General features: G+C 51.9%; 20 protein-coding genes and 4 tRNA genes. 16 read left to right on the top strand and 8 right to left on the bottom strand.

Going from position 1 to position 20,481, the window contains the following annotated elements; all coding sequences use genetic code 11:
• Positions 1 to 128 precede the first annotated feature (128 nt).
• The 4 genes from ABGA49_RS04140 (at position 129) to add (ending at position 3,495) form a co-directional block, all read left to right on the top strand.
• Positions 129 to 851 (top strand): oligogalacturonate-specific porin KdgM family protein, encoded by a 723-nt coding sequence (locus ABGA49_RS04140; RefSeq protein ID WP_061493815.1) that lies wholly within the window; start codon positions 129 to 131, stop codon positions 849 to 851.
• A 59-nt stretch (positions 852 to 910) separates the two neighbouring features.
• Positions 911 to 2,239 carry an MFS transporter gene (locus tag ABGA49_RS04135; protein WP_061493814.1) on the top strand — a complete coding sequence of 443 codons (1,329 nt, stop codon included), beginning with the start codon at positions 911 to 913 and terminating at the stop codon, positions 2,237 to 2,239.
• A gap of 2 nt (positions 2,240 to 2,241) precedes the next feature.
• Entirely contained in the window at positions 2,242 to 2,406 is a 165-nt protein-coding gene (locus ABGA49_RS04130; protein WP_209446700.1) for a DUF1427 family protein, read from the top strand.
• A 69-nt stretch (positions 2,407 to 2,475) separates the two neighbouring features.
• Positions 2,476 to 3,495: an adenosine deaminase gene (add, locus tag ABGA49_RS04125; RefSeq protein ID WP_061493812.1), complete on the top strand. Its 1,020-nt coding sequence runs from the start codon at positions 2,476 to 2,478 to the stop codon at positions 3,493 to 3,495.
• Between the two features lie 71 nt (positions 3,496 to 3,566).
• On the opposite strand, the gene ABGA49_RS04120 is transcribed toward add, so the two are convergent.
• From ABGA49_RS04120 to ABGA49_RS04105, 4 genes are read right to left on the bottom strand one after another with little or no spacing between them, the layout of a single operon-like run.
• A complete protein-coding gene (locus ABGA49_RS04120) occupies positions 3,567 to 4,328 on the bottom strand; it encodes an amino acid ABC transporter ATP-binding protein (RefSeq protein WP_088238169.1) in 762 nt (253 codons plus the stop codon).
• The gene (locus ABGA49_RS04115) at positions 4,321 to 4,986 is read right to left on the bottom strand and encodes an amino acid ABC transporter permease (protein ID WP_061493810.1); all 666 of its coding nucleotides are present in this window, start codon (positions 4,984 to 4,986) and stop codon (positions 4,321 to 4,323) included. Before ABGA49_RS04115 ends, ABGA49_RS04120 begins: the two co-directional genes overlap by 8 nt.
• A gap of 14 nt (positions 4,987 to 5,000) precedes the next feature.
• The gene (locus ABGA49_RS04110) at positions 5,001 to 5,642 is read right to left on the bottom strand and encodes an amino acid ABC transporter permease (protein WP_061493809.1); all 642 of its coding nucleotides are present in this window, start codon (positions 5,640 to 5,642) and stop codon (positions 5,001 to 5,003) included.
• A gap of 46 nt (positions 5,643 to 5,688) precedes the next feature.
• The gene (locus ABGA49_RS04105; RefSeq protein WP_061493808.1) at positions 5,689 to 6,537 is read right to left on the bottom strand and encodes a transporter substrate-binding domain-containing protein; all 849 of its coding nucleotides are present in this window, start codon (positions 6,535 to 6,537) and stop codon (positions 5,689 to 5,691) included.
• A gap of 232 nt (positions 6,538 to 6,769) precedes the next feature.
• Between ABGA49_RS04105 and ABGA49_RS04100 the strand changes: the two genes are divergently transcribed.
• The 6 genes from ABGA49_RS04100 (at position 6,770) to ABGA49_RS04075 (ending at position 13,209) form a co-directional block, all read left to right on the top strand.
• A complete protein-coding gene (locus ABGA49_RS04100) occupies positions 6,770 to 8,233 on the top strand; it encodes a PLP-dependent aminotransferase family protein (RefSeq protein WP_061493807.1) in 1,464 nt (487 codons plus the stop codon).
• Positions 8,234 to 8,502: 269 nt separating this feature from the next.
• Positions 8,503 to 9,621 (top strand): YbdK family carboxylate-amine ligase, encoded by a 1,119-nt coding sequence (locus ABGA49_RS04095; protein ID WP_347665170.1) that lies wholly within the window; start codon positions 8,503 to 8,505, stop codon positions 9,619 to 9,621.
• Between the two features lie 223 nt (positions 9,622 to 9,844).
• Positions 9,845 to 11,752 carry a nitrate- and nitrite sensing domain-containing protein gene (locus ABGA49_RS04090; RefSeq protein ID WP_347665169.1) on the top strand — a complete coding sequence of 636 codons (1,908 nt, stop codon included), beginning with the start codon at positions 9,845 to 9,847 and terminating at the stop codon, positions 11,750 to 11,752.
• A gap of 73 nt (positions 11,753 to 11,825) precedes the next feature.
• Entirely contained in the window at positions 11,826 to 12,068 is a 243-nt protein-coding gene (locus tag ABGA49_RS04085) for a DUF1158 domain-containing protein (RefSeq protein ID WP_088238170.1), read from the top strand.
• 200 nt (positions 12,069 to 12,268) lie between these two features.
• Positions 12,269 to 12,478 carry a DUF1471 domain-containing protein gene (locus tag ABGA49_RS04080; RefSeq protein WP_088238171.1) on the top strand — a complete coding sequence of 70 codons (210 nt, stop codon included), beginning with the start codon at positions 12,269 to 12,271 and terminating at the stop codon, positions 12,476 to 12,478.
• 131 nt (positions 12,479 to 12,609) lie between these two features.
• Positions 12,610 to 13,209 carry a nitroreductase family protein gene (locus ABGA49_RS04075; protein ID WP_061499831.1) on the top strand — a complete coding sequence of 200 codons (600 nt, stop codon included), beginning with the start codon at positions 12,610 to 12,612 and terminating at the stop codon, positions 13,207 to 13,209.
• Positions 13,210 to 13,353: 144 nt separating this feature from the next.
• Here the strand turns inward: ABGA49_RS04075 and gltX are convergent, their stop codons facing one another.
• Positions 13,354 to 14,769 carry a glutamate--tRNA ligase gene (gene gltX, locus ABGA49_RS04070; RefSeq protein ID WP_134317834.1) on the bottom strand — a complete coding sequence of 472 codons (1,416 nt, stop codon included), beginning with the start codon at positions 14,767 to 14,769 and terminating at the stop codon, positions 13,354 to 13,356.
• Between the two features lie 256 nt (positions 14,770 to 15,025).
• Here gltX and ABGA49_RS04065 point away from each other — a divergent pair.
• The 5 genes from ABGA49_RS04065 (at position 15,026) to ABGA49_RS04045 (ending at position 16,183) form a co-directional block, all read left to right on the top strand.
• Positions 15,026 to 15,101, top strand: a tRNA-Val gene (locus ABGA49_RS04065).
• A gap of 41 nt (positions 15,102 to 15,142) precedes the next feature.
• Positions 15,143 to 15,218, top strand: a tRNA-Val gene (locus ABGA49_RS04060).
• A 40-nt stretch (positions 15,219 to 15,258) separates the two neighbouring features.
• Positions 15,259 to 15,334: transfer RNA gene (locus ABGA49_RS04055), tRNA-Val, on the top strand.
• Positions 15,335 to 15,338: 4 nt separating this feature from the next.
• Positions 15,339 to 15,414: transfer RNA gene (locus tag ABGA49_RS04050), tRNA-Lys, on the top strand.
• A 415-nt stretch (positions 15,415 to 15,829) separates the two neighbouring features.
• Positions 15,830 to 16,183, top strand: coding sequence for a FlxA-like family protein (locus ABGA49_RS04045; RefSeq protein ID WP_061493801.1), 354 nt, complete (start codon positions 15,830 to 15,832; stop codon positions 16,181 to 16,183).
• Here the strand turns inward: ABGA49_RS04045 and ABGA49_RS04040 are convergent.
• Positions 16,174 to 17,103 carry a LysR family transcriptional regulator gene (locus ABGA49_RS04040; RefSeq protein ID WP_061493800.1) on the bottom strand — a complete coding sequence of 310 codons (930 nt, stop codon included), beginning with the start codon at positions 17,101 to 17,103 and terminating at the stop codon, positions 16,174 to 16,176. The two genes, ABGA49_RS04045 and ABGA49_RS04040, sit on opposite strands and share 10 nt — an antisense overlap.
• An 89-nt stretch (positions 17,104 to 17,192) precedes the next feature.
• Here ABGA49_RS04040 and ABGA49_RS04035 point away from each other — a divergent pair, with 89 nt between their 5' ends.
• Positions 17,193 to 18,182: a bile acid:sodium symporter family protein gene (locus tag ABGA49_RS04035; protein WP_134317833.1), complete on the top strand. Its 990-nt coding sequence runs from the start codon at positions 17,193 to 17,195 to the stop codon at positions 18,180 to 18,182.
• On the opposite strand, the gene ABGA49_RS04030 is transcribed toward ABGA49_RS04035, so the two are convergent.
• Together ABGA49_RS04030 and ligA are read right to left on the bottom strand one after the other, a co-directional pair.
• Complete coding sequence (locus ABGA49_RS04030; RefSeq protein ID WP_061493798.1) at positions 18,179 to 18,394, bottom strand: DUF3820 family protein; 216 nt, start codon at positions 18,392 to 18,394, stop codon at positions 18,179 to 18,181. The two genes, ABGA49_RS04035 and ABGA49_RS04030, sit on opposite strands and share 4 nt — an antisense overlap.
• Positions 18,395 to 20,413, bottom strand: a complete 2,019-nt coding sequence (gene ligA, locus ABGA49_RS04025; protein WP_347665168.1) for an NAD-dependent DNA ligase LigA — start codon at positions 20,411 to 20,413, stop codon at positions 18,395 to 18,397.
• Between the last annotated feature and the right edge of the window lie 68 nt (positions 20,414 to 20,481).

Raw genomic sequence — 20,481 nt, 5'->3', positions numbered from 1 at the left:
ACTCGTCTCCAAAGTAAAGACAAAAAATGATGACAACATTTTTTGAAGGATTTGTTTTGTCTGAAATAAGCACTGCATTGCGCAATATTTTTCTTTCAGACATCACAGCATAAAACAGGATATTTATTATGAACATGAAAAACATCTATTTATTATCATCTATCGTACTGATGGCTCCTCTGGTGCATGCGGAAGCTCCACATGGCTATATCAACTGGCAGAATGAATATTATGGCAAGTCCCATAACTATAATGACCGCGTGCAGATGGGGATGTTTTTCAAAAATGGCTTCGGCATGATTGGCGAGCTGCGTTATAACTCAAAAGAAGGTGCTAAAAATACCTGGGATCCATCACAATTTAATAACAACGGTCACGGTTTTTCTGTGATGTATCGATTTAACCCATTAGAAGATAAAAAATTCTGGCTCGAACCTATGTTCTGGCTGGATTCCAGCGAATACTGGAGCACCTACGAGTATGGCGTAACAGCGGGTTATAACTTTAGCAAAGTATGGCGTACATCATTCCGTTTCCGCTATGACATGGATAAAGCGACGGCTAAATCCCGCTCTTACGGTAACACCGATCGCAATAATATCCGTTATGACTGGTGGCTGGATTATCGTCCGGAAGGCACTAATTTCCAGTACCAATTGAATGTTACCTACAACGATAACGAGTATCTGACCTGGAATAACGGCAACAAAAACTACCGTGTAACCGCCCGTATTGGTTATCAGTGGGGTTCCTGGTTCCCTTACTTCAGTATTGCTGATGAAAAAGGTCCGGACAAAACCTCCAGTAACCGTCAGGCGCTCTACCGTACCGGCGTAACTTACTCATTCTGAAGCAAACCAACCTGAAACGTGGGTACTGATGTACCCACTGCATTACCACCGAGGTTTTCATGAAACTAACCATTCAAGAAAAAATTGGGTTTGGTGCCGGTGATATGGCAATTTCAATTGTCATGATGTCCATGCAATTGATTGTTGCCTATTTCTATACGGATATTTTTCAGCTAAAAGCAGCAGACGTTGGGCTGCTGTTACTGGCAGTGAGAATTCTGGACGCGATTATCGACCCGATGATTGGCATCATTACCGATAAAACGCAAAGCCGGTGGGGTCGTTACCGACCTTATCTCCTGATTTTCGCCATTCCGTTCGGCATAACGATCCTGTTAATGTTTATTACCCCGGATTTCAGCTATCTCGGAAAATTGATCTGGGCCTATGCCACCTACATTCTGCTCACGCTTGCTTATACGTTTATTGCGATTCCGTACATCTCGGTCATTGGCGTCATTACCGATGACAGTCGGGAACGTCTGAGCGCCAATACGTACCGATTTGTGATGACCAAAATCGGGATGTTCCTCGTCTCAATTATTGTGCCAGTGGCGGCGGTAAAACTGGGACAGGGGAACCTGGCAAACGGATACCAAATCGCAATGGGAGCAATGGGAGCACTTGGCGCATTGTTATGTCTTTACTGTTTCTTCACCATCAAAGAAAGAATCATTCATACGCCAAGTCGCATCCCTTTTTTCCAACAACTTCGCTCACTGCTGAAAAATGATCAGTGGATGATTCTTGGCGTTGTTATTCTGGTGATTATGCTAGGAGGCTCCGTGCGCAGTGCGGTTGCCGCCTATTACGCCAAGTATTACCTGAATGGTGGTGATGCGCTAATTCCCTGGTTCCTGACCACCGGCGTCATTGCTTCTGTGCTTTCTATGTTCGGCGCGAATTTCGCAGCAAAACGGATGAACAAGCTCACCATGTTCAGGCTTTCACAAATTGCGACGTTCGTCTTTAGCGTTATCATGTTTATGGCCGTCGGCAGAGACGCCGTTATCCTGGCGTTCATCTTCTACTTTATTATTACCTTCCTGGCCGATATGCAACTACCGGTATATTGGGCTTCGATTGCTGAAGCTGTAGATTACGGTGAGGTTAAAAATAAAGAACGTGTATCAGGGCTGGCATTTGGCGGGATCTTATTCTTCCAAAAACTGGGAATGGGTGTGGCTGGTGGTCTGGTGGGTTATATTCTGAGTTACGCAAGCTACACACCAGGTGAAACACAACCGGACTCTTCCCTGGCCGCTATTTCTTTAATGATGACAATTATCCCAGGGGTATTTCATTTAGTGGTCGCATTACTTATGCGGAAATTCATTATTGATGATGACTATTACCAAACAATTCGTGAACAGTTAGTTAAGGAGTAATCATGGATGCTTTACTGGCCACCATTGCCGGTATCATTGTGGGGGCTATTTTTACGCTGATTAAATTACCGATCCCGGCACCACCGTATTTACCCGGCGTCATGGGTGTCGTTGGTGTCTATCTTGGTGGTCATCTGGGCAATTATGTCATGACATTTTTACGTTAGTTTTCCCGGAGGTGGCAGTGTTAAATCTGCCACTTTTGTTGCATACGATAATTCTAAAAAGGCGTTCAGATGTTGCTAAAAAAATTCCCCTTAGTGGATCTGCACCGGCATCTTGATGGCAATATCGACATCAATACGATCATTATGCTGGCTCAAAAATATGGTGTGGATTTACCCACCTTCGATCCTGAAGAACTTCGCCCCTATGTACAGGTGACGGATAATCAACCCGACCTGCTCTCCTTTTTGGCGAAACTCGATATTGGCGTCAGTGTGTTAGGGTCGCTGGAAGCCTGCCATTTTATCGCCAGGCAAAATGTTTATAGCGCTTTTGCTGAAGGTCTTGACTACGCGGAACTGCGTTTTTCCCCCTACTATATGGCAAAAGCGTTTAATTTACCGCTGGAAGGCGTGGTGCAATCCGTCATTGATGGCGTACGTGAGGGCATGGCCGAATTTTCCGTGGGTATCAACCTTATCGGTATCTTAAGCCGCACCTGGGGAGTGGATAGCTGTATGGCGGAACTGAACGCCCTACTGACTTACAGAGACGACATTAGCGGTGTGGATTTGGCAGGAGATGAACGTAACTTTCCCTGTCGCTTATTCACCGAACATTTTACCAAAGCCCGGGATAAAGGCTTCCGGGTGACGGTACATGCCGGAGAAGCAGCCGGTCCCGAAAGCATACGGGATGCCATCAAACTGCTGGGAGCCGAACGGATCGGCCATGGCGTGCAGGCAGTTAACGATCCCTGGTTGCTGGAGTATATGGCGAATTGGGGCATTGCTGTTGAATGTTGCCTGACATCAAATCTGCAAACCAATGCCGTTAACGATCTCGCTAACCACCCGGTGAAAACGTTCCTTGATTACGGCATTATTGCCACACTTAATACAGATGATCCTTTTGTCGAAGGTGTCACCCTCCGTTCAGAATATGAACGCGCGGTCAACGATGTGGGTCTGACAAAAGAACATATCTCTCAATTACAGCGTAATGGGTTAAATGCCGCCTTTATAAGCGAAGGGGAGCGGATAAAATTCATTATGCGTAAATTGCAAAACGGAGAACGCTCGCTTCACTGAGCTTGCTGACGACAGCAGCCCGTTACGGCTCTCATTGGAGGTCAACGGGCTGCGCCATCCGGAACATTACCTTAGCGGCTGGACTGTAAAAACTTGCGTACCCTATCTGAGTCCGGAGCAGTGAAAAATTTTTCCGGCGGGGCTTTTTCAATCAACAGGCCTTTCTCCAGAAATACCACCTCATCAGAGACCTGGCGGGCAAAATCCATTTCATGCGTGACCACCACCATGGTGTAGCCTTCCGCGGCCAGATCCTTCATCACGCCCAGCACTTCATTAACCAGCTCCGGATCGAGCGCTGAAGTGGGTTCATCAAACAGGATCACCTCTGGCGACATGGCCAGCGAGCGGGCAATCGCCACGCGCTGCTTCTGACCGCCGGAAAGCGTTATCGGGTAGACCGCTTCTTTATGACTCATGCCAACCTTTTCCAGTTGCCGGTGCGCAATTTCGTTCGCCATCTCGCGCTTCATTCCCTTCACGTGCACCAGCGCTTCGGTGACATTTTGCAACACCGTTAAATGCGGCCACAGGTTAAAGCTCTGGAACACCATCCCCACCCGTTCACGAATGTGGGAGAGATCTTTGTGCGACATCGCTTTGCCGGTTTTTTCGTCCACCCCGATGCGCTGACCGCTGATGCGCACTTCCCCGCGATCCGGTTGTTCCAGCCAGTTCATGCAGCGCAACAGCGTCGATTTACCGGAACCGGACGACCCGAGGATGCTGACCACCGTGCCTTTTTCCACCGTCAGGTTGATATCCCGCAGCACTTCGATGTTATCAAACTGCTTGGACAGGTTTTTAATGCTAACCGCGCTTGCTTCAGGCATGGGTCATTCCTCTTTTCGCTCCGTAATGACTTAACCGCTTAATCAGCAACTCCAGCAGAATGCTGATCCCCCAGTACAGCGCAATGGCGACAATAAAGGCGTTAAACGGAATAAAGTAAGTCGACTGCACACTATTCGCGGCGGCGGTGATCTCCTGCACGGTAATAATGCACAGAAATGCTGTGTCTTTCAGGCAAATAATCAGCTGGTTTCCCATCAGCGGCAGCGCAGAGGAAAAAATATTTGGCAATACAATGCGTCGGAATATTTTATAACGCGAGAACCCCTGCGATACCGCGGCTTCAATATAGCCTGCGGAGAAGATCCGCCGCTGGCTACGCAATATTTCGAAGAAATAAGCGCCATGATAAATCACCAGTGATAAGAGTCCCGCCGTCCAGGCCTCCATACTGATCCCCAGTTGCGGCAAACCGTAATAAAGCAAATAGGCCAGAATCAAAAAAGGCACGGCGCGCATCAGGCTGACAAAGGCGATAATCAGGCGATTAATAAAGCGGTTTTGATATTCCATGACGTAACACAGTAATACGCCAATCAATAACCCCACAACGGCGGCAATAATAAACAGTTCAAGTGTTGATAGCAGGCCATTAAAAAAGCTTTCCCGCGCTGCCCAGATAATTCCCCACTGATTCATAACTCCTCCGTCTCTTATCGCGCCAGGCGCTTCGCTTTACGTTCCGCCATCCCCTGCAACTTCAGCAGCAGGCCGATAATAATGACGTACAACAGACCCGCAGCGAGGATCGGCGACAACGGTTCGTACGTCACCGATGAGATACGGTTAGTGACGCGCGTCAGATCCACCACGCCGATAACGGCAATCGCCGGGCTGCCTTTGATCAGAAACGACATCTCGTTTACCAGCGCAGGCAGACTCTCTATCCACATCTGTGGCAGCATAATTTGCCGGAAATAGGTCCAGCGGCGCATACCGACGGATTCAGCGGCTTCCCGCTGTTCGCGGGGAAAATTGCGGAAGGCGTTACGCCAGATTTCGGCGTTAAACGCAGAAGTGTTGAGTGTCAGGGCGACAATCGCCGCCAGCGTTTTATCCAGGTTAATGCCGAGCGTCGGCAGGGATAAAAACAGAAACAGTACCAGCGTAACCAGTGGCGTTGCCCGCGCCAGACTGATGTAAACCACCAGCAACTGGTCAACGAACGGGATTTTCATCATACGGATAAAGGCGATAACCAGACCGATAACCACCCCGAACGCAATCGCCACGCCAGAGATCCAGAGGGTCGTCCATGCGCCTTCAATCAACAGTTGCCATGAAATTAAGTCCATGTTCCCTCCTGTTTAAAACGAGCGGCGGTCGCCCGCCGCGTGACACTTACAGACCGGCTAACTTGTGGAACTGATCGGCGCTGGTGATCGGCTCTTTCGGCAGTTCATAAGTCTCGCCGAACCATTTTTTCTGCAACTCGGCCAGTTTGCCGGTTTCGGTCATATGGTTCATAAACCCGGTCATAAATTTCAGCAGTTCCGGGGCGTTTTTCGGGATGGGCCATGCCATATAACCGGGGCCGGATACCGCCAGACCTTTGGCAAAGACCTTCGGCTTGGCTTTCACCAGATCGTTAACCGAGATAACCACGTTGATCACATAGTCGACGCGTTTATTCGCCAGATCGGCGTAGGCTTCCGGGTAGGATTGATACTCCACCACCGGACCCAATTTACCGCCGACTTTTTCCAGCATCGCTTTCAGTTCCGGTAAACGCGCCAGCAATGCACTGCCCGCCTGCACGCCCACTTTTTTACCGCTCAAATCGGCAATGGTATTTAATGTTTTATCATCAGCGCGCTTAACAAAATAATGCTGCGCAGAGGCCCAGGGCGGCGTGAAATTAAACACATTGAGGCGTTCATCGGTAATGACCGCACCGGTTAAGGCCATATCATACTGGCCGGTTGAAACCGCGGCGAGTAAGCCGGTCCACGGTAAAATACTTTGGTTGATGTTGAATTTCGCGTATTTGCGTAATTCTTCAAGCATGTCTTTGTTAAAACCGTCCGTCTGGCCGTTATTCATAAAGTTAAACGGTGCATAATCATCTTCAGTCGCGACTTTCATGGTGCCGGACTTTTCGATTTCGGGTAAATCTGCTGCCACTGCGTGTAAAGAAAATGCCAGGGCCATCATGGCTGCAAGACAATATTTGCCGAATACTTTTTTCATCTTTCCACCCTTATTTAATGTGCCAGACCGGTATATCCCGGGTGTGCTGGAAGCGTTGCAAGATATATGCCGAAACAGTGAGTCGTCCGGTTTTTGTGACTGCGTTTTTACAATAGGGAGGCTTGCGCTTTTCTGAATAGAGCCAGTTTTTGTGAATGGTTGTGTCAGATGCACCGAAGCTGGTATGGAATTTGCTCGACCCTGTATAGCGATATATCCGGAGGAGCACAGCATGATTCGTCATCTACTGAACGTAAATTTTGACGGCCAACGTGGGTTGCAAGAGCAGGTTCGCGAATCGCTGATTAATGCGATTCTGAGCGGTATTTTCCCGGCAGATACCCCGCTGCCTTCATGCCGACAGCTCGCCAGCCAGCTCAATGTATCGCGTAATACCACTGCGCTGGTGTTCGAAAGCCTGGTGAACGAAGGCTACCTCGTCAGCCGCCCACGCAGCGGATACTACCTGCACCCGGATTACTACAGCTGTGGGCAAAATACTGCACAGCCTGCACCCGAATGCGAAAGCAGTGCACCACACTGGGGCAGCCGCCTGAAAATTACCCCCAGTCAGCAGGAATCAATCCTTAAACCCGCTGGCTGGATGCATTACCGTTACCCGTTTATTTATGGTCAGCCCTATACCCAGCAGTTTCCGCTTGCCACCTGGCGCGCAGCGGCAAACTGGCTACACGGTGGTGTGCGCGATCCGGCATGGGTGATTGATCATATTGATCAGGATGTGCCGATGTTGATTGAGCAGATCCGCACTCGCGTACTGCCCAAACGCGGCATTGTCGCTGCACCCGATGAGATCCTGATTACGCTGGGCTCGCAAAATGCGCTCTATCTGTTGACGCGCCTGTTAATGTCGCGCACCACCCGCGTTGCGGTGGAGAACCCCAGCTTCCGCGAAGCGATTAATACCTTCTTATTAAGCGATACGCAGATTGTGCCGCACCCCGTCGACAGCGAAGGACTGGTGCTCAATGAGACGCCGTGTGATTACTACTACGTCACACCTGGGCACCAGGTGCCGACCGGCGTCACCATGAGTAAAGCCCGTCGCACTGAATTGCTCGATTACGCCACCCGCCACGATGCAGTGGTAATTGAAGATGATTACGACTCAGAAAGTAACTTTATGCAAAACCCGCTGCCCGCGTTAAAAGCCAGCGATCGCAGTGGGCGAGTGATTTATGTCAGCAGCCTGTCAAAAGCACTGTCGCCGGGTTTGCGGCTGGGGTATATGGTTGCCGCCCCGGAAATCATTGATGAGGCGCGCGCCCTGCGCCGGCTGGTCTATCGCCATCCGCCAACCAATATTCAATATCAGATGGCCCATTTTCTGGCGCAAGGCCATTACGAAACCCATCTGCGACGCTACCACGAAGACTCCGCCCGTCGCTGGGATTGCCTGCATAATGCGTTACGCACTTTCCTGCCTGCCTGCGAGATGATGCCAGGCAGTGAACATGCCAACGCCTTCTGGCTACGCACACCGGAGCAGATAAGCACGCAGCAGTTAACCTGGCGCGCGGCCCATGCCGGTGTATTGATTGAGCCTGGCGCGCGCCATTTTCTGCAAGATGCACCACCGGATAACTTCTTCCGTATGGGGTTTCACGCCATCAACCCGGATGCCATCGCCCCTGGCGTGGAAGTCCTTCGCGGGCAACTGGAGCAATTTTGCTGATAAGAAAATCCGGTTACTCCAGAAAAGATGATGCGATGCACGGCTTCGCCGTTATTTCACAGTAACGCGGCATTTTTATAGTGAGTCACGAGTTGATAGCCGACGATATATTTTACCGCCGCGTTTTTATTATCGCTTTTCGTGGTGAGACAAAACGACGTCGCTATTCATCCGATCCCGAACATGTCGAAAAATCACTGACAATCGCAGGAGGAAGGAATGGACATTCACTTCCATAATAAAGAAAACACATTGCGTAAGGGAGTGTTATGCCATTACCCGATTTTCATGTTTCTGATGCATTTACGCTGGGTATTGAACTGGAATTACAGGTGGTTAACCCGCCTGGCTACGATTTAAGCCAGGACTCTTCCCAGCTTATCGCGGCGGTACAAAATCAGATCACTGCAGGCGAAGTGAAACACGATATTACCGAAAGCATGCTGGAAATCGCCACTGGCGTATGCCGGGATATCAGCCAGGCGACGCACCAGTTCTCCGCCATGCAGTCGGTGATTTTGCAGGCAGCGGCGGATCACCATCTGCAAATTTGCGGCGGCGGGACGCACCCTTTCCAGAAATGGCAGCGCCAGGAGGTATGCAACGACGAGCGTTATCACCATACGCTGGAGATGTTCGGTTATCTGGTGCAACAGGCCACGGTCTTTGGTCAACATGTGCATATTGGCTGCCAGAGTGGCGATGACGCCATCTATTTATTGCATGGCCTTTCCCGCTTCGTGCCGCACTTTATTGCGCTTGGTGCCGCCTCGCCTTATATGCAGGGCACGGATACCCGCTTTGCGTCATCACGGCTGAATATCTTTTCCGCCTTCCCGGATAATGGCCATGCGCCGTGGGTCAGCAACTGGCAGGAGTTTGAAGGATTGTTTCGCCGCTTAAGCTACACGTCAATGATTGAAAGCATTAAAGACCTGCATTGGGACATTCGCCCCAGCCCACATTTTGGTACGGTCGAAGTGCGGGTGATGGATACCCCGCTCACGCTTTCACATGCGATCAATGTCGCCGGGTTTATTCAGGCGCTGGCGCACTGGTTGCTGGCCGAGCGACCGTTTAAACATCAGGAGCGGGATTACTTATTGTATAAATTCAATCGCTTTCAGGCTTGCCGCTTTGGTCTGGACGGCATCCTGACCGATGTGCATAGCGGCGAGCAGTGCACCATTGCTGACTCACTGGCACAGTTGCTGGATAAGCTTGTACCCTGGGCCGATAAGCTCCATGCCGGTAGCGCACTGGATGAACTGGCTAATGTGATAAAGCGTGGCAAGAGCGAAGCACAGCAAATGCGCGAGTTTGTCGCTAACGGAGGATCGTTAATGGGTTTAGTGCAAAAACATACGGAAATCTGGGCAGCGGGATAATAATGCTTTAATTTCTCACTGCCAGATTATTCTCTGTGATTAATCAGAGATATAAAGAAAAGCTTATTTTTAATAAGCTTTTCTTTCGCCATAAATAATACCCACAAAGGAGTAAGAACTCATCAGCAGAATTGATAAATATCAACAAGCCTTACGTTAAAATAAAGGCGTCAGCCTCTATTCCGATAACAAATATGAGCAACAGCAAACATGAGGCATATTTATGAGTTGGATTTACCGTTTTTCCATGAAAGCAAAATTATTACTGGCGCTACTGCCGCTATTGTTTGCGTTGATCTGGCTGGCAACCAGCGGCATCCTGTCCCGTGTGGAAACGGGTCAACAAATGCGCACCATCATCTCTTTGACGGAGCTGGCGAAAAACGCCGGTAATGTGATTCAGGAATTACAAAAAGAGCGTGGCATGAGTGCCGGTTATTTAGGCAGTAAGGGCCAGCAATTTTCCACTGAATTATCAGCACAGTATCCCTTGTCAGCACAGGCGATTAGCCAGTTTGCGGACGCGCTTAAACAGTCGCAGGTACGCGATGCCAATCGCGATATCCGACACGCGCTGGACCAATTCCAGCAACACCAACAAGGGCTGGAGGCGTTCCGCCAGCAGGTCCGTAGTCAGAGTGTAAGCGGCAGCGAGTCACTGGTGTGGTACAGCACAATCATCAACGATTTACTCAATGTGGTGGGAGGCATCAGCCAGCTCACCGACAATGGCGATATCGTCAACCAGCTGGCGGCGTACTACAGCGTGCTGAACGCCAAAGAACAAACCGGCGTTGAACGTGCACTGATGTCGAACGTCTTTTCTGCCGATCGTTTTAACGATGGGCAGTTCCGCCAGCTTAATGAAGTGGTGGGTAAACAGCAGGCATGGCTGGCTGCTACGCGCGCTTTTAGCACGGCGGAAGTCAATGCTACGCTTGCGACACAACTGCAAACGCCACAGGCAACACATGCGCTGGAACTTCGCCAGCATGCGATTGATCGTGCGACAGAGGGCGGCTTTGGCATTGCGCCAGCCGACTGGTTCAAAGCGCAGACGGAGCGCATTACGGTGCTGAAATCCGTTGAAGATGCCTCTGCCAATACACTGCTGCAAACAGCACAAACGCTGGCGAATAAAGCCTGGCGCGAGGTGACAATCTTTGCCGTTATCAGCGTTGCGGCACTGGTTGTGGCGCTGTTTTTCGCCTTGCTGGTCGCCAGCAGCATTCATCGTCAATTACATACGTCGCTCTCCACCATTAAAGGGATGAATGGTGACCTGACCCAGCGGCTGGAAGTTCCCGGCACCGATGAACTCTCTCTGCTTAACCGCGCTTACAACCAGGCCATTGAGAATATTCAGCATATTGTGAGCGAAATTAAGCACGGGGCGAATGTGCTGCGCGGTGCCAGTTCTGAGATTGCCGGCGGTAATCAGGATTTAGCATCCCGCACAGATGAACAGGCTGCGTCGCTGGTGGAAACGGCAGCCAGCATGGAACAAATCGCCACCGCGGTGAACCAGACGGCGGATAACGCCAACGAAGCGAAAAAACTGACCGAAGAGATGGAGAAACAGGTGCAGGAAGCAAGCCGCGTAGCGGGTGAAGCGAACCTGAGCATGAGCGCCATCCGCGCCTCCAGCGAGCAGATCTCCAGTATTGTCAGTTCGATTGACGAAATCTCCTTCCAGACCAACCTGCTGGCGTTGAACGCCGCAGTAGAAGCCGCGCGTGCCGGAGAGATGGGCAAAGGTTTTGCAGTGGTGGCAAGCGAAGTGCGCAATCTGTCCCAACGCTGCGCCAACGACGCACACCAGATCCGCGAACTGGTCACGAAAAATATGGAGCAGATCCAGCAAGGGGTAACGCTGGTGCAGTCCTCCGATCGCGCATTGCAAGCGGCGAAGGCCAATACTGGCCAGATGCTGGCATTTATCAGCGATATTGCCCGTGCGGCCAGTGAACAATCGTTGGGCGTTTCACAAGTGCATCAGGCGCTGAACCAGTTGGAGCAGGTCACGCAGCAAAACGCCGGTCTGGTGGCAAGTGCCGCCAGCGCCAGCCAGATGCTGGATCATCAGTCCGAAACCATGGCGACACTGGTTGACCGCTTCGTGGTGGCCTGATTACCCGTCGGGGAACGTTGCGCTCAGGCCAGCTTTCCCCGACAATGCGGCTTTTCACCACCAACAGACGCTTATGAAACACCCCTTAGAATCGCTGGTCACCCTTGCCGGCATCTTGCTGATGGCTTTTATCTCTGTGTTGCTGCTTCCCGCGCCCACACCGGGGTTGCAACTGGCGCAAAGTCTGGTGCAGCGCTTCCACCTGCTGGATCTCAATCAGCTTTATACCCTGATCTACTGCCTGTGGTTTTTGCTGCTCGGTTGCGTTGAGTTCTTTGTGTTGCGTTTTATCTGGCGGCGCTGGCTCGCTGTCTGAGGACATGTCTCCCTGCCCTCTCCGGTTGGCGGCAGGGTGCTTCCCCGCTTTTTAAGTACATTCCCCTCACCACTCTTGTTCTATTTTTTTGAACTTTATCCGCAAATTGTTCCGCTTTTTATCAGCAATTTGCAGGCTTATGATTTATCACATCAGGGCAACACAGCCCTTCTCAAACAAAACTGAACAGGATTACGACCATGAAATTCATCAAAACTTTCGTTGCAGTTGCTGCACTTTCTACTCTCTCTTTTGGTTCTTTTGCACAAAGCATCAGCGCCAGCGCTTCCACCCTTAGCGCGGCTGAAGCAAAAATCGCCGCTCAGGCAGAACAGGCGAATGCCTCTTACAAAATCACCAGCGCCCGTAGCGACAACGGCGTGTATATGACCGCAGTACTGAGCAAATAAAAACATCGCCCCGTAAGGGGCGATATCACAACCAGGATCAGGCGAACATGAACCCGTTGCAGAAAATTTTTAGCGCTTTGTTTCCGCAGGCCACCCCGGCCGCGGTTGAACAGTCAACTTCAGGAGCAGTCATGTCAGATAACTTTATCGCGTTGGCGAAACAACGCAGAACCATTTACGCCCTCGGTAAAAACTTGCCAGTTGCAGAAGACGTTGTGATTGAAACCATCAAAGAAGCGATTCGCCAGGCGCCATCTGCATTTAACTCGCAAAGTTCACGCGCGCTGATCCTGCTGGGCAACGAACACGTACAGTTCTGGGAACTGACTCGCGAACAGCTGAGAAAGATCGTGCCGGCAGAGAATTTCCACGCGACCTCTGAAAAAATCGACGGCTTTGCCGCAGCGGCCGGTTCGGTGCTGTTTTTCGAAGATCAGAACGTGGTGAAAGGGTTGCAAGAGCAGTTTGCCGCCTATGCCGATAATTTCCCGGTATGGTCTGAACACAGCACCGGTATTGCCCAGTATGCGGTCTGGCTGGCGCTGACCGAAAAAGGGATTGGCGCGAACTTACAGCACTACAATCCGCTGGTGGACGCCGATGTACAGCGTACCTGGAATATCCCGGAAAACTGGAAACTGCGTGGTCATATGAACTTCGGTTCGATTGTCGCACCGGCAGGCGAAAAAGCCTTTATGGACGACGACAAACGTTTCGTGGTTGCGCGTTAAACCTTCGCAACCTGCACAAGCCCGGTAAGCATTAGCGCTGCCGGGTTTTTTGTTTGCCTGATCGGCCCGTTACTTGTCAGCTATAGCGGGTAATAAAAAAGCCGCCTTCAGGGAGGGCGGCTTTTATTCATTCACACGGCGCGATTACTGTTGATTTTCGCGCTCAGTAATAAACGCCAGCGCTTTGTTGATTCGCGCCACGCTGCGGGACTGACCAATCGCGTGAACAGTCACGTCCAGTGCAGGAGACTGGCCCGCACCGGTCACAGCAACACGCAGCGGCATACCGACTTTCCCCATGCCTACTTCCAGCTCGTCGGCTGTGCCCTGAATGGCGTGATGAACATTTTCAGCCGTCCATTCGGTAATCGCCGCGAGTTTGTCACGCACCACTTCCAGCGGCTGACGGGCTACCGGACGCAGGTGTTTTTTCGCCGCATCGGCATCAAACTCGTCAAACTCTTCATAGAAGTAGCGACAGCTTGCCGCCATCTCTTTCAGCGTTTTGCAACGTTCGCCCAGCAGTTTCACCAGTTCAAACAGCTGCGGGCCGGTGTGGGTGTCGATGTTTTCCTGCTCAATGTGCCATTGCAGGTGTGTCGCCACATATTCCGGATCGAGCGTGTTGATGTAGTGGTGGTTCAGCCACAGCAATTTGTCGGTGTTAAACGCACTCGCCGATTTACTGACCGCGCCCAGCGAGAAGAGTTTGATCATCTCTTCACGGGTGAAGATTTCCTGATCGCCGCTCGACCAGCCCAGGCGCACCAGGTAGTTCAGCAGCGCTTCCGGCAGATAGCCATCGTCACGGTACTGCATCACGCTGACCGCGCCGTGGCGTTTAGAGAGTTTTTTACCGTCGTCGCCGTTGATCATCGACACATGCGCGTACACCGGAACCGGTGCATTCAGCGCTTTCAGGATGTTGATCTGGCGCGGCGTGTTGTTGATATGGTCTTCGCCACGGATCACATGGGTGATCTCCATGTCCCAATCATCCACCACGACACAGAAGTTGTAGGTTGGGGATCCATCGGTACGACGGATAATCAGATCGTCAAGTTCCAGGTTGCTGAACTCAATCGGGCCACGGATCTGATCATCGAACACCACGGAACCGTCCTGCGGGTTGGCAAAACGCACAACGCAAGGCTCATCGTCCGCGTGATGGGAGTGATCGTGGCGGCAGCGGCCGTCGTAACGCGGTTTTTCATTGTTTGCCATCTGCGTTTCGCGCAGTTGCTCAAGACGCTCTTTGGAGCAGTAGCATTTGTATGCGGTGCCAGCTTCCAGCATCTCGTCAATCACGGCGTTATAGCGATCAAAACGTTTGGTCTGGAAGTACGGGCCTTCGTCCCACTCCAGGTTCAGCCAGTTCATACCATCCATGATGGCTTCAATTGCTTCCGGAGTGGAGCGTTCAAGATCGGTGTCTTCGATACGCAGCACAAACTCACCGCCGTGATGACGAGCAAATAGCCAGGAATAGAGAGCTGTACGCGCGCCGCCAACGTGCAGATAGCCGGTGGGGCTTGGCGCGAAGCGAGTTTTGATTTTCATGAATTGGCCTTACGTTGATAAAGATGCCGACCGTCGGCACTACCTAAAATGAAAGTGGGCAATATTCTATCACTGTGGGCTGATTCCTCAATGTTGTTGCCGCAATCGGCAGTGTATCGGACTATTTTGTTTAGAAATCATGCTCTCGCGACGGATTACGCAGCGGTTTGACTAATTTTACGACGAACGAACAATTTCTTTTGAAAATGCGTTGACTCATTTTCAACTCTCCCTATAATGCGACTCCACACAGCGGGGGTGATTAGCTCAGCTGGGAGAGCACCTCCCTTACAAGGAGGGGGTCGGCGGTTCGATCCCGTCATCACCCACCACGATTTTTGTGGTTCCCGCAGTGTAGATAAGAATGAGAAGTGGGTGATTAGCTCAGCTGGGAGAGCACCTCCCTTACAAGGAGGGGGTCGGCGGTTCGATCCCGTCATCACCCACCACTTTCTCACCAGCGAATTCTTATCAGTGAAGTACCGAAGTGGGTGATTAGCTCAGCTGGGAGAGCACCTCCCTTACAAGGAGGGGGTCGGCGGTTCGATCCCGTCATCACCCACCACTTCGGGTCGTTAGCTCAGTTGGTAGAGCAGTTGACTTTTAATCAATTGGTCGCAGGTTCGAATCCTGCACGACCCACCAATGTAAAAAAGCGCCCTAAAGGCGCTTTTTTGCTTTCCGGCATTTGCCAACGTCCCGCCGCATCGTAACGCCACCGCCAGCTTCTGCCTGCAACATCAACAGACGTCTTACGTTCCTGCAATCAACGTTTCATTTCCAAAATAGTTACCGGCATTTTTGCAAGCGTAAAACCGCCTTCCACCAGATATAAATTCACAGATTTCATTTAAAGCACTTCTTTTAAATGCCTTATCAACAACGACAACAAGAATAAAAATATATATTTTTCAAGAGGTAAGCACGGTAACATCTACCCATAATTTATCCTTAATATCCGGATAAGATGCTCACAGTTCGGCCTTTCCGTGGCCGCGACTCAAGAACTGTTTGATTACGCCGATAATGATGTTTTATGGCAAAAAAGAAGGGGAGCTCAATGACAACTATCTCAGTAACAACTCCGTCAGTACAAGGCAGTAGCAGCAACACCGGTAAGTCATCGCCTGCCAGCAGCGACACCGCTGCGCAGATCACCCGCATCACTCAACAGATCACCAAGTTGACTCAGCAGCTGAAAGATGTGGCCAACGGCAGCGGTAGCGCCAAAGAGAAAAAGAAACAACAAGAGCTGATTCAGGCTCAAATCGAGCAACTGCAGGCACAGCTGGCGCAATTGCAGCGTAAGCAGGCAGAAGAAGCCGAGCAGAAACAAGCTAAACAGCAGCCACAGGCAAAAGTGGAAGGCGTCAACGCCCCTTCCGACGATCATCAGATTGATATCTACGTCTGAGTAAATAACGGATCGTCCTCACGGGCCTGGTTTAAACACCGGGCCTGTTCTTTTACCACTTCCCACAACGCCTGCGCGGCGCCAGATAACGAACGATTTTTACGACGAACCAGCATAATTTTCCGTTGCACATCCGGCACCAGACGTTTTACCACCAGTTGGCTCCCCTGAGGCAGGGGTAGCGCTAATGCAGGCAGCACACTGATGCCAATACCCGCCTCCACCATCGGAAAAAGCGTCGCCGGATGACCAATCTCCTGCACAATCATTGCCTTTACCCCAAAATGCAGCAGTGCGGAATCAATCAGCGGACGGCTTCCCGACGCATAATCCTGTACCACCAGCCGCGCCCCCTCTAACGCTGACCACGGCACAGCAGCACGTTGCGCCCATGGATGATCGTGACGGCACAGCAGAAAAAATGGCTCCTCAAGGATCTCCTCACATTGCAGATCGCTGACCGGCCCCGGATCGATAACAATGCCAAAATCCACCTCGCCCTGGCGAATACTCTCCAGTACCCACTGTTGTGGTCGATCGTGCAACACAAAATCGATTTCCGGATAACGATGATTGCTGCTGGCAATACATTGCGGGATCAGATGTGCAGAAATGGTCTGGCTGGCGGCAACACGCACCGTACCGGTTAATTGCTGCCCTACTCGCCCGGCTTCGCGTAGCGTACTGCTAAGCTCATCTAACAACCGTTCAAGACGTATCGCCAGTTGCTGGCCGGCTTCTGTTAACACCACTTCACGGGTAGTGCGATCCAGCAAGCGAACACCGGTCTGACGCTCCAGCTCTTTAACACTGTGACTGACGGCGGACTGACTGAGCCCAATGATGTCACCTGCCCGGCTAAAACTTCTGGCCTGGGCAACGGTCACGAAGACACGCAACTGACGGAGTGAATAATTCATCTGTTAAATTCATGAATGGATGCAATAAATCAATTTTATTTCTCAAAGCAGAAAAAGCACAATAGCAACACCGTTTTTCAGGAGTGCCTATGAAACTGTTTCGTGTTCTTGATCCTTTCACCCTCACGCTGGTCTGTACGGTTCTGCTGGCCTCGTTTTTCCCCGCACGCGGTAGCTTTGTGCCCTTTTTTGAATGGCTGACGACCGCCGCCATTGCGCTGCTGTTTTTTATGCATGGCGCCAAACTCTCCCGCGAGGCGATTATCGCAGGCGGCAGCCACTGGCGCTTGCACCTGTGGGTCATGTGCAGCACCTTTGTCCTCTTCCCGGCGCTCGGCGTACTGTTTGTCTGGTGGTCACCGGTGAATGTCAGCCAGGAGCTATATACCGGGTTCCTCTATCTGTGCATTCTGCCCGCCACCGTACAGTCGGCGATCGCGTTTACGTCACTGGCGGGCGGCAACGTTGCCGCTGCGGTCTGTTCTGCATCGGCATCCAGCCTGCTTGGCATTTTCCTCTCACCGTTGCTGGTCGGCCTGCTAATGAACCTGCACGGCGCGGAAGGCAGTCTCGAACAGGTTGGCAAAATCATGCTGCAACTGTTGCTGCCTTTTGTGTTGGGGCACCTCTCTCGCCCGTGGACTGGTGCATGGGTGGCGAAACATAAAAAGTGGATTTCCAAAACTGACCAGACGTCGATTCTGTTAGTGGTTTATTCAGCATTCAGTGAAGCGGTGGTAAACGGCATCTGGCATAAAGTCGGCGTCGGTTCACTGCTGTTTATCGTCGTGGCGAGTCTGCTATTGCTGGCTATCGTGATCGTGGTGAATATAGTGGTCGCGCGCAAAGGCGGCTTTAACAAAGCGGATGAGATTACCATTGTCTTCTGCGGCTCGAAGAAGAGCCTTGCCAATGGTATTCCGATGGCCAACATCCTGTTCCCGACATCGGCGATCGGTATGATGGTACTGCCGTTGATGATTTTCCATCAGATCCAGTTGATGGTCTGCGCCGTGCTGGCGCGCCGCTACAAACGCCAGGCAGAAAAAAGCCAGGCGCAGGAAGCGGCAAAAGCCTAGCGGCGTTTCAGGGGCTGAACCAGATGGCTCAGCCCTTCCGTTTTGATCAGCAACGTAATTTGCAGCAATTCTCCCAAACGCCCGGCGGGAAACGCCTCTTTGCGGGCGAACCACAACAGGTACTCTTCCGGCAGATCAATTAACCGTCGCCCCTGATATTTCCCGAAAGGCATCACGGTATTGGCGATCTCAACGAGCTGCTCTTTTTCCATTTACTCTCCCAGTAAGCGGATCATCTCCGCCTCGTCAATCACCGGGATACCCAGCTCTTGCGCCTTCGCCAATTTTGAACCCGCCGCTTCGCCCGCAATCACCAGATCGGTTTTCTTCGACACGCTCCCCGCCACTTTCGCGCCCAGCGCCGTTAATCGTGCTTTGGCCTCATCACGGGAGAGCTGACTCAAACTACCGGTCAGCACCACCGTTTTCCCGGCGAACGGGCTGTCGATCTCTTCGGCATTGACCACCACGGGTGCAGGCCAGTGGATCCCCACCTCGCCGACAAGCTGGCGGATAACCTCACGGTTACTCTCTTCGTTGAAGAAGTTATCAACGTGCTTCGCCACGACCACACCCACATCCGGGACTTTTTGCAGTTCGTCGACGGAGGCGGCCATCAGCGCCTCCAGTGTGCCGAAATAGGCCGCCAGACCGGCCGCCGTGGCTTCACCGACTTCACGAATCCCCAGCGCATAGAGGAAACGGGCAAACGTCGTCTCTTTGGCTTTTTCCAGCGCGTTGACCACATTTTGTGCCGATTTTGGCCCCATGCGATCCAGACCGGTCAGTTTCCCGGCTGTCAGCCGGAATAAGTCAGCGGGCGTGTGTACATACTCTTTTTCCACCAACTGGTCGATAATCTTATCGCCCATGCCGTCTACATCCATCGCACGGCGGGAGACAAAATGCTTCAGGGCTTCTTTACGCTGTGCGCCGCAAATCAGCCCGCCCGTACACCGGGCAACCGCCTCGCCTTCCACACGCTCGACATCAGAGCCACACACCGGGCAGTGCGCCGGGAATACCACTTCACGCGTCTCTGCCGGTCGTTCGGAGAGCACCACATTCACCACCTGCGGGATAACATCCCCGGCGCGGCGGATCACCACTTTATCGCCAATGCGTAACCCCAGACGATCAATCTCATCGGCATTGTGCAGTGTGGCGTTACTCACCAGCACGCCGGCAACATGCACTGGCTCAAGGCGCGCGACCGGCGTGATCGCCCCAGTACGCCCAACCTGAAACTCCACGTCGCGCACAAAGGTCATTTGCTCCTGCGCCGGGAATTTGAATGCCACCGCCCAGCGCGGTGCACGGGCAACAAAGCCAAGTTGCTCCTGCAAATCGAGGGAATCAACCTTGATCACTACGCCATCAATATCAAAACCCAGCGTCGGGCGATCCTCTTCAACCTGATGGTAGAAAGCCAGCACCGCTTCCGGGCTGTCGCACAGACGTATGCGCTCACTCACCGGCAGCCCCCAGGCTTTAAACTGTTGCAAACGCGCCAGATGACTGCGCGGCAGTTCTCCACCTTCAAGAATGCCGACGCCATAACAGAAGAAGGTGAGCGGACGTTTTGCGGTGATACGCGGATCGAGCTGGCGTAAGGACCCCGCCGCTGCGTTACGCGGGTTAGCAAATACTTTTGCCCCGGTGCGACGCGCATCGTCATTGATTTTTTCAAAGCCGGTCTGCGACAGGAACACCTCACCGCGCACTTCAAGGCGCGCAGGAATATTGTCGCCATGCAGCTTTAATGGGATCGCGCGAATGGTGCGGACGTTCGTTGTGATATCTTCCCCGGTCGTGCCATCGCCACGCGTTGCAGCACGTACCAGTACACCATTTTCGTATAAAATGCTGACCGCCAGGCCATCGAGTTTCAGTTCGCAGCAGTAAATCAGCGCATCAGTGCTTTTCAACCGGTCCTGCACGCGCTTGTTAAACGCCAGAAAGCTCTCTTCATCAAAAACGTTGTCGAGCGACAACATCGGGACTTCGTGACGTACCTGGCTGAACGCTGTCAACGGCGCGGCACCAACCCGCTGTGTGGGCGAGTCCGGTGTAATCAGATCAGGATGTTGCGCTTCCAGCTCACGCAGCTCACGCATCAGGCGATCGTATTCCGCATCCGGGATCTCCGGTGCATCCATAACATGGTACAGATATTCATGATGGCGAAGGGAGGTTCGCAGTTCAGTCAGTTGTTGTTCAATTGATTCCATATCGCACCATCAATGATAAAAAACCCCCGACTGGCGGGGGTTCTGGAAGGAAAGTATCTGAGTGGACC

Origin of the sequence: Kosakonia sp. WA-90 (assembly GCF_039871955.1) — a bacterium.
GTDB lineage: Bacteria > Pseudomonadota > Gammaproteobacteria > Enterobacterales > Enterobacteriaceae > Kosakonia > Kosakonia oryzendophytica.
Note: the sequence above shows the minus strand (reverse complement) of the source record. Positions and strands in the feature narration are given on the sequence as shown.

Excerpts from the sequence above, each read along its gene's own strand:
- ABGA49_RS04140 (WP_061493815.1), top strand. The coding sequence starts at position 129 with ATGAACATGAAAAACATCTATTTATTATCATCTATCGTACTGATGGCT.
- ABGA49_RS04135 (WP_061493814.1), top strand. The coding sequence starts at position 911 with ATGAAACTAACCATTCAAGAAAAAATTGGGTTTGGTGCCGGTGATATG.
- ABGA49_RS04130 (WP_209446700.1), top strand. The coding sequence starts at position 2,242 with ATGGATGCTTTACTGGCCACCATTGCCGGTATCATTGTGGGGGCTATT.
- add (WP_061493812.1), top strand. The coding sequence starts at position 2,476 with ATGTTGCTAAAAAAATTCCCCTTAGTGGATCTGCACCGGCATCTTGAT.
- ABGA49_RS04120 (WP_088238169.1), bottom strand. The coding sequence starts at position 4,328 with ATGCCTGAAGCAAGCGCGGTTAGCATTAAAAACCTGTCCAAGCAGTTT.
- ABGA49_RS04115 (WP_061493810.1), bottom strand. The coding sequence starts at position 4,986 with ATGAATCAGTGGGGAATTATCTGGGCAGCGCGGGAAAGCTTTTTTAAT.
- ABGA49_RS04110 (WP_061493809.1), bottom strand. The coding sequence starts at position 5,642 with ATGGACTTAATTTCATGGCAACTGTTGATTGAAGGCGCATGGACGACC.
- ABGA49_RS04105 (WP_061493808.1), bottom strand. The coding sequence starts at position 6,537 with ATGAAAAAAGTATTCGGCAAATATTGTCTTGCAGCCATGATGGCCCTG.
- ABGA49_RS04100 (WP_061493807.1), top strand. The coding sequence starts at position 6,770 with ATGATTCGTCATCTACTGAACGTAAATTTTGACGGCCAACGTGGGTTG.
- ABGA49_RS04095 (WP_347665170.1), top strand. The coding sequence starts at position 8,503 with ATGCCATTACCCGATTTTCATGTTTCTGATGCATTTACGCTGGGTATT.
- ABGA49_RS04090 (WP_347665169.1), top strand. The coding sequence starts at position 9,845 with ATGAGTTGGATTTACCGTTTTTCCATGAAAGCAAAATTATTACTGGCG.
- ABGA49_RS04085 (WP_088238170.1), top strand. The coding sequence starts at position 11,826 with ATGAAACACCCCTTAGAATCGCTGGTCACCCTTGCCGGCATCTTGCTG.
- ABGA49_RS04080 (WP_088238171.1), top strand. The coding sequence starts at position 12,269 with ATGAAATTCATCAAAACTTTCGTTGCAGTTGCTGCACTTTCTACTCTC.
- ABGA49_RS04075 (WP_061499831.1), top strand. The coding sequence starts at position 12,610 with ATGTCAGATAACTTTATCGCGTTGGCGAAACAACGCAGAACCATTTAC.
- gltX (WP_134317834.1), bottom strand. The coding sequence starts at position 14,769 with ATGAAAATCAAAACTCGCTTCGCGCCAAGCCCCACCGGCTATCTGCAC.
- ABGA49_RS04045 (WP_061493801.1), top strand. The coding sequence starts at position 15,830 with ATGACAACTATCTCAGTAACAACTCCGTCAGTACAAGGCAGTAGCAGC.
- ABGA49_RS04040 (WP_061493800.1), bottom strand. The coding sequence starts at position 17,103 with ATGAATTATTCACTCCGTCAGTTGCGTGTCTTCGTGACCGTTGCCCAG.
- ABGA49_RS04035 (WP_134317833.1), top strand. The coding sequence starts at position 17,193 with ATGAAACTGTTTCGTGTTCTTGATCCTTTCACCCTCACGCTGGTCTGT.
- ABGA49_RS04030 (WP_061493798.1), bottom strand. The coding sequence starts at position 18,394 with ATGGAAAAAGAGCAGCTCGTTGAGATCGCCAATACCGTGATGCCTTTC.
- ligA (WP_347665168.1), bottom strand. The coding sequence starts at position 20,413 with ATGGAATCAATTGAACAACAACTGACTGAACTGCGAACCTCCCTTCGC.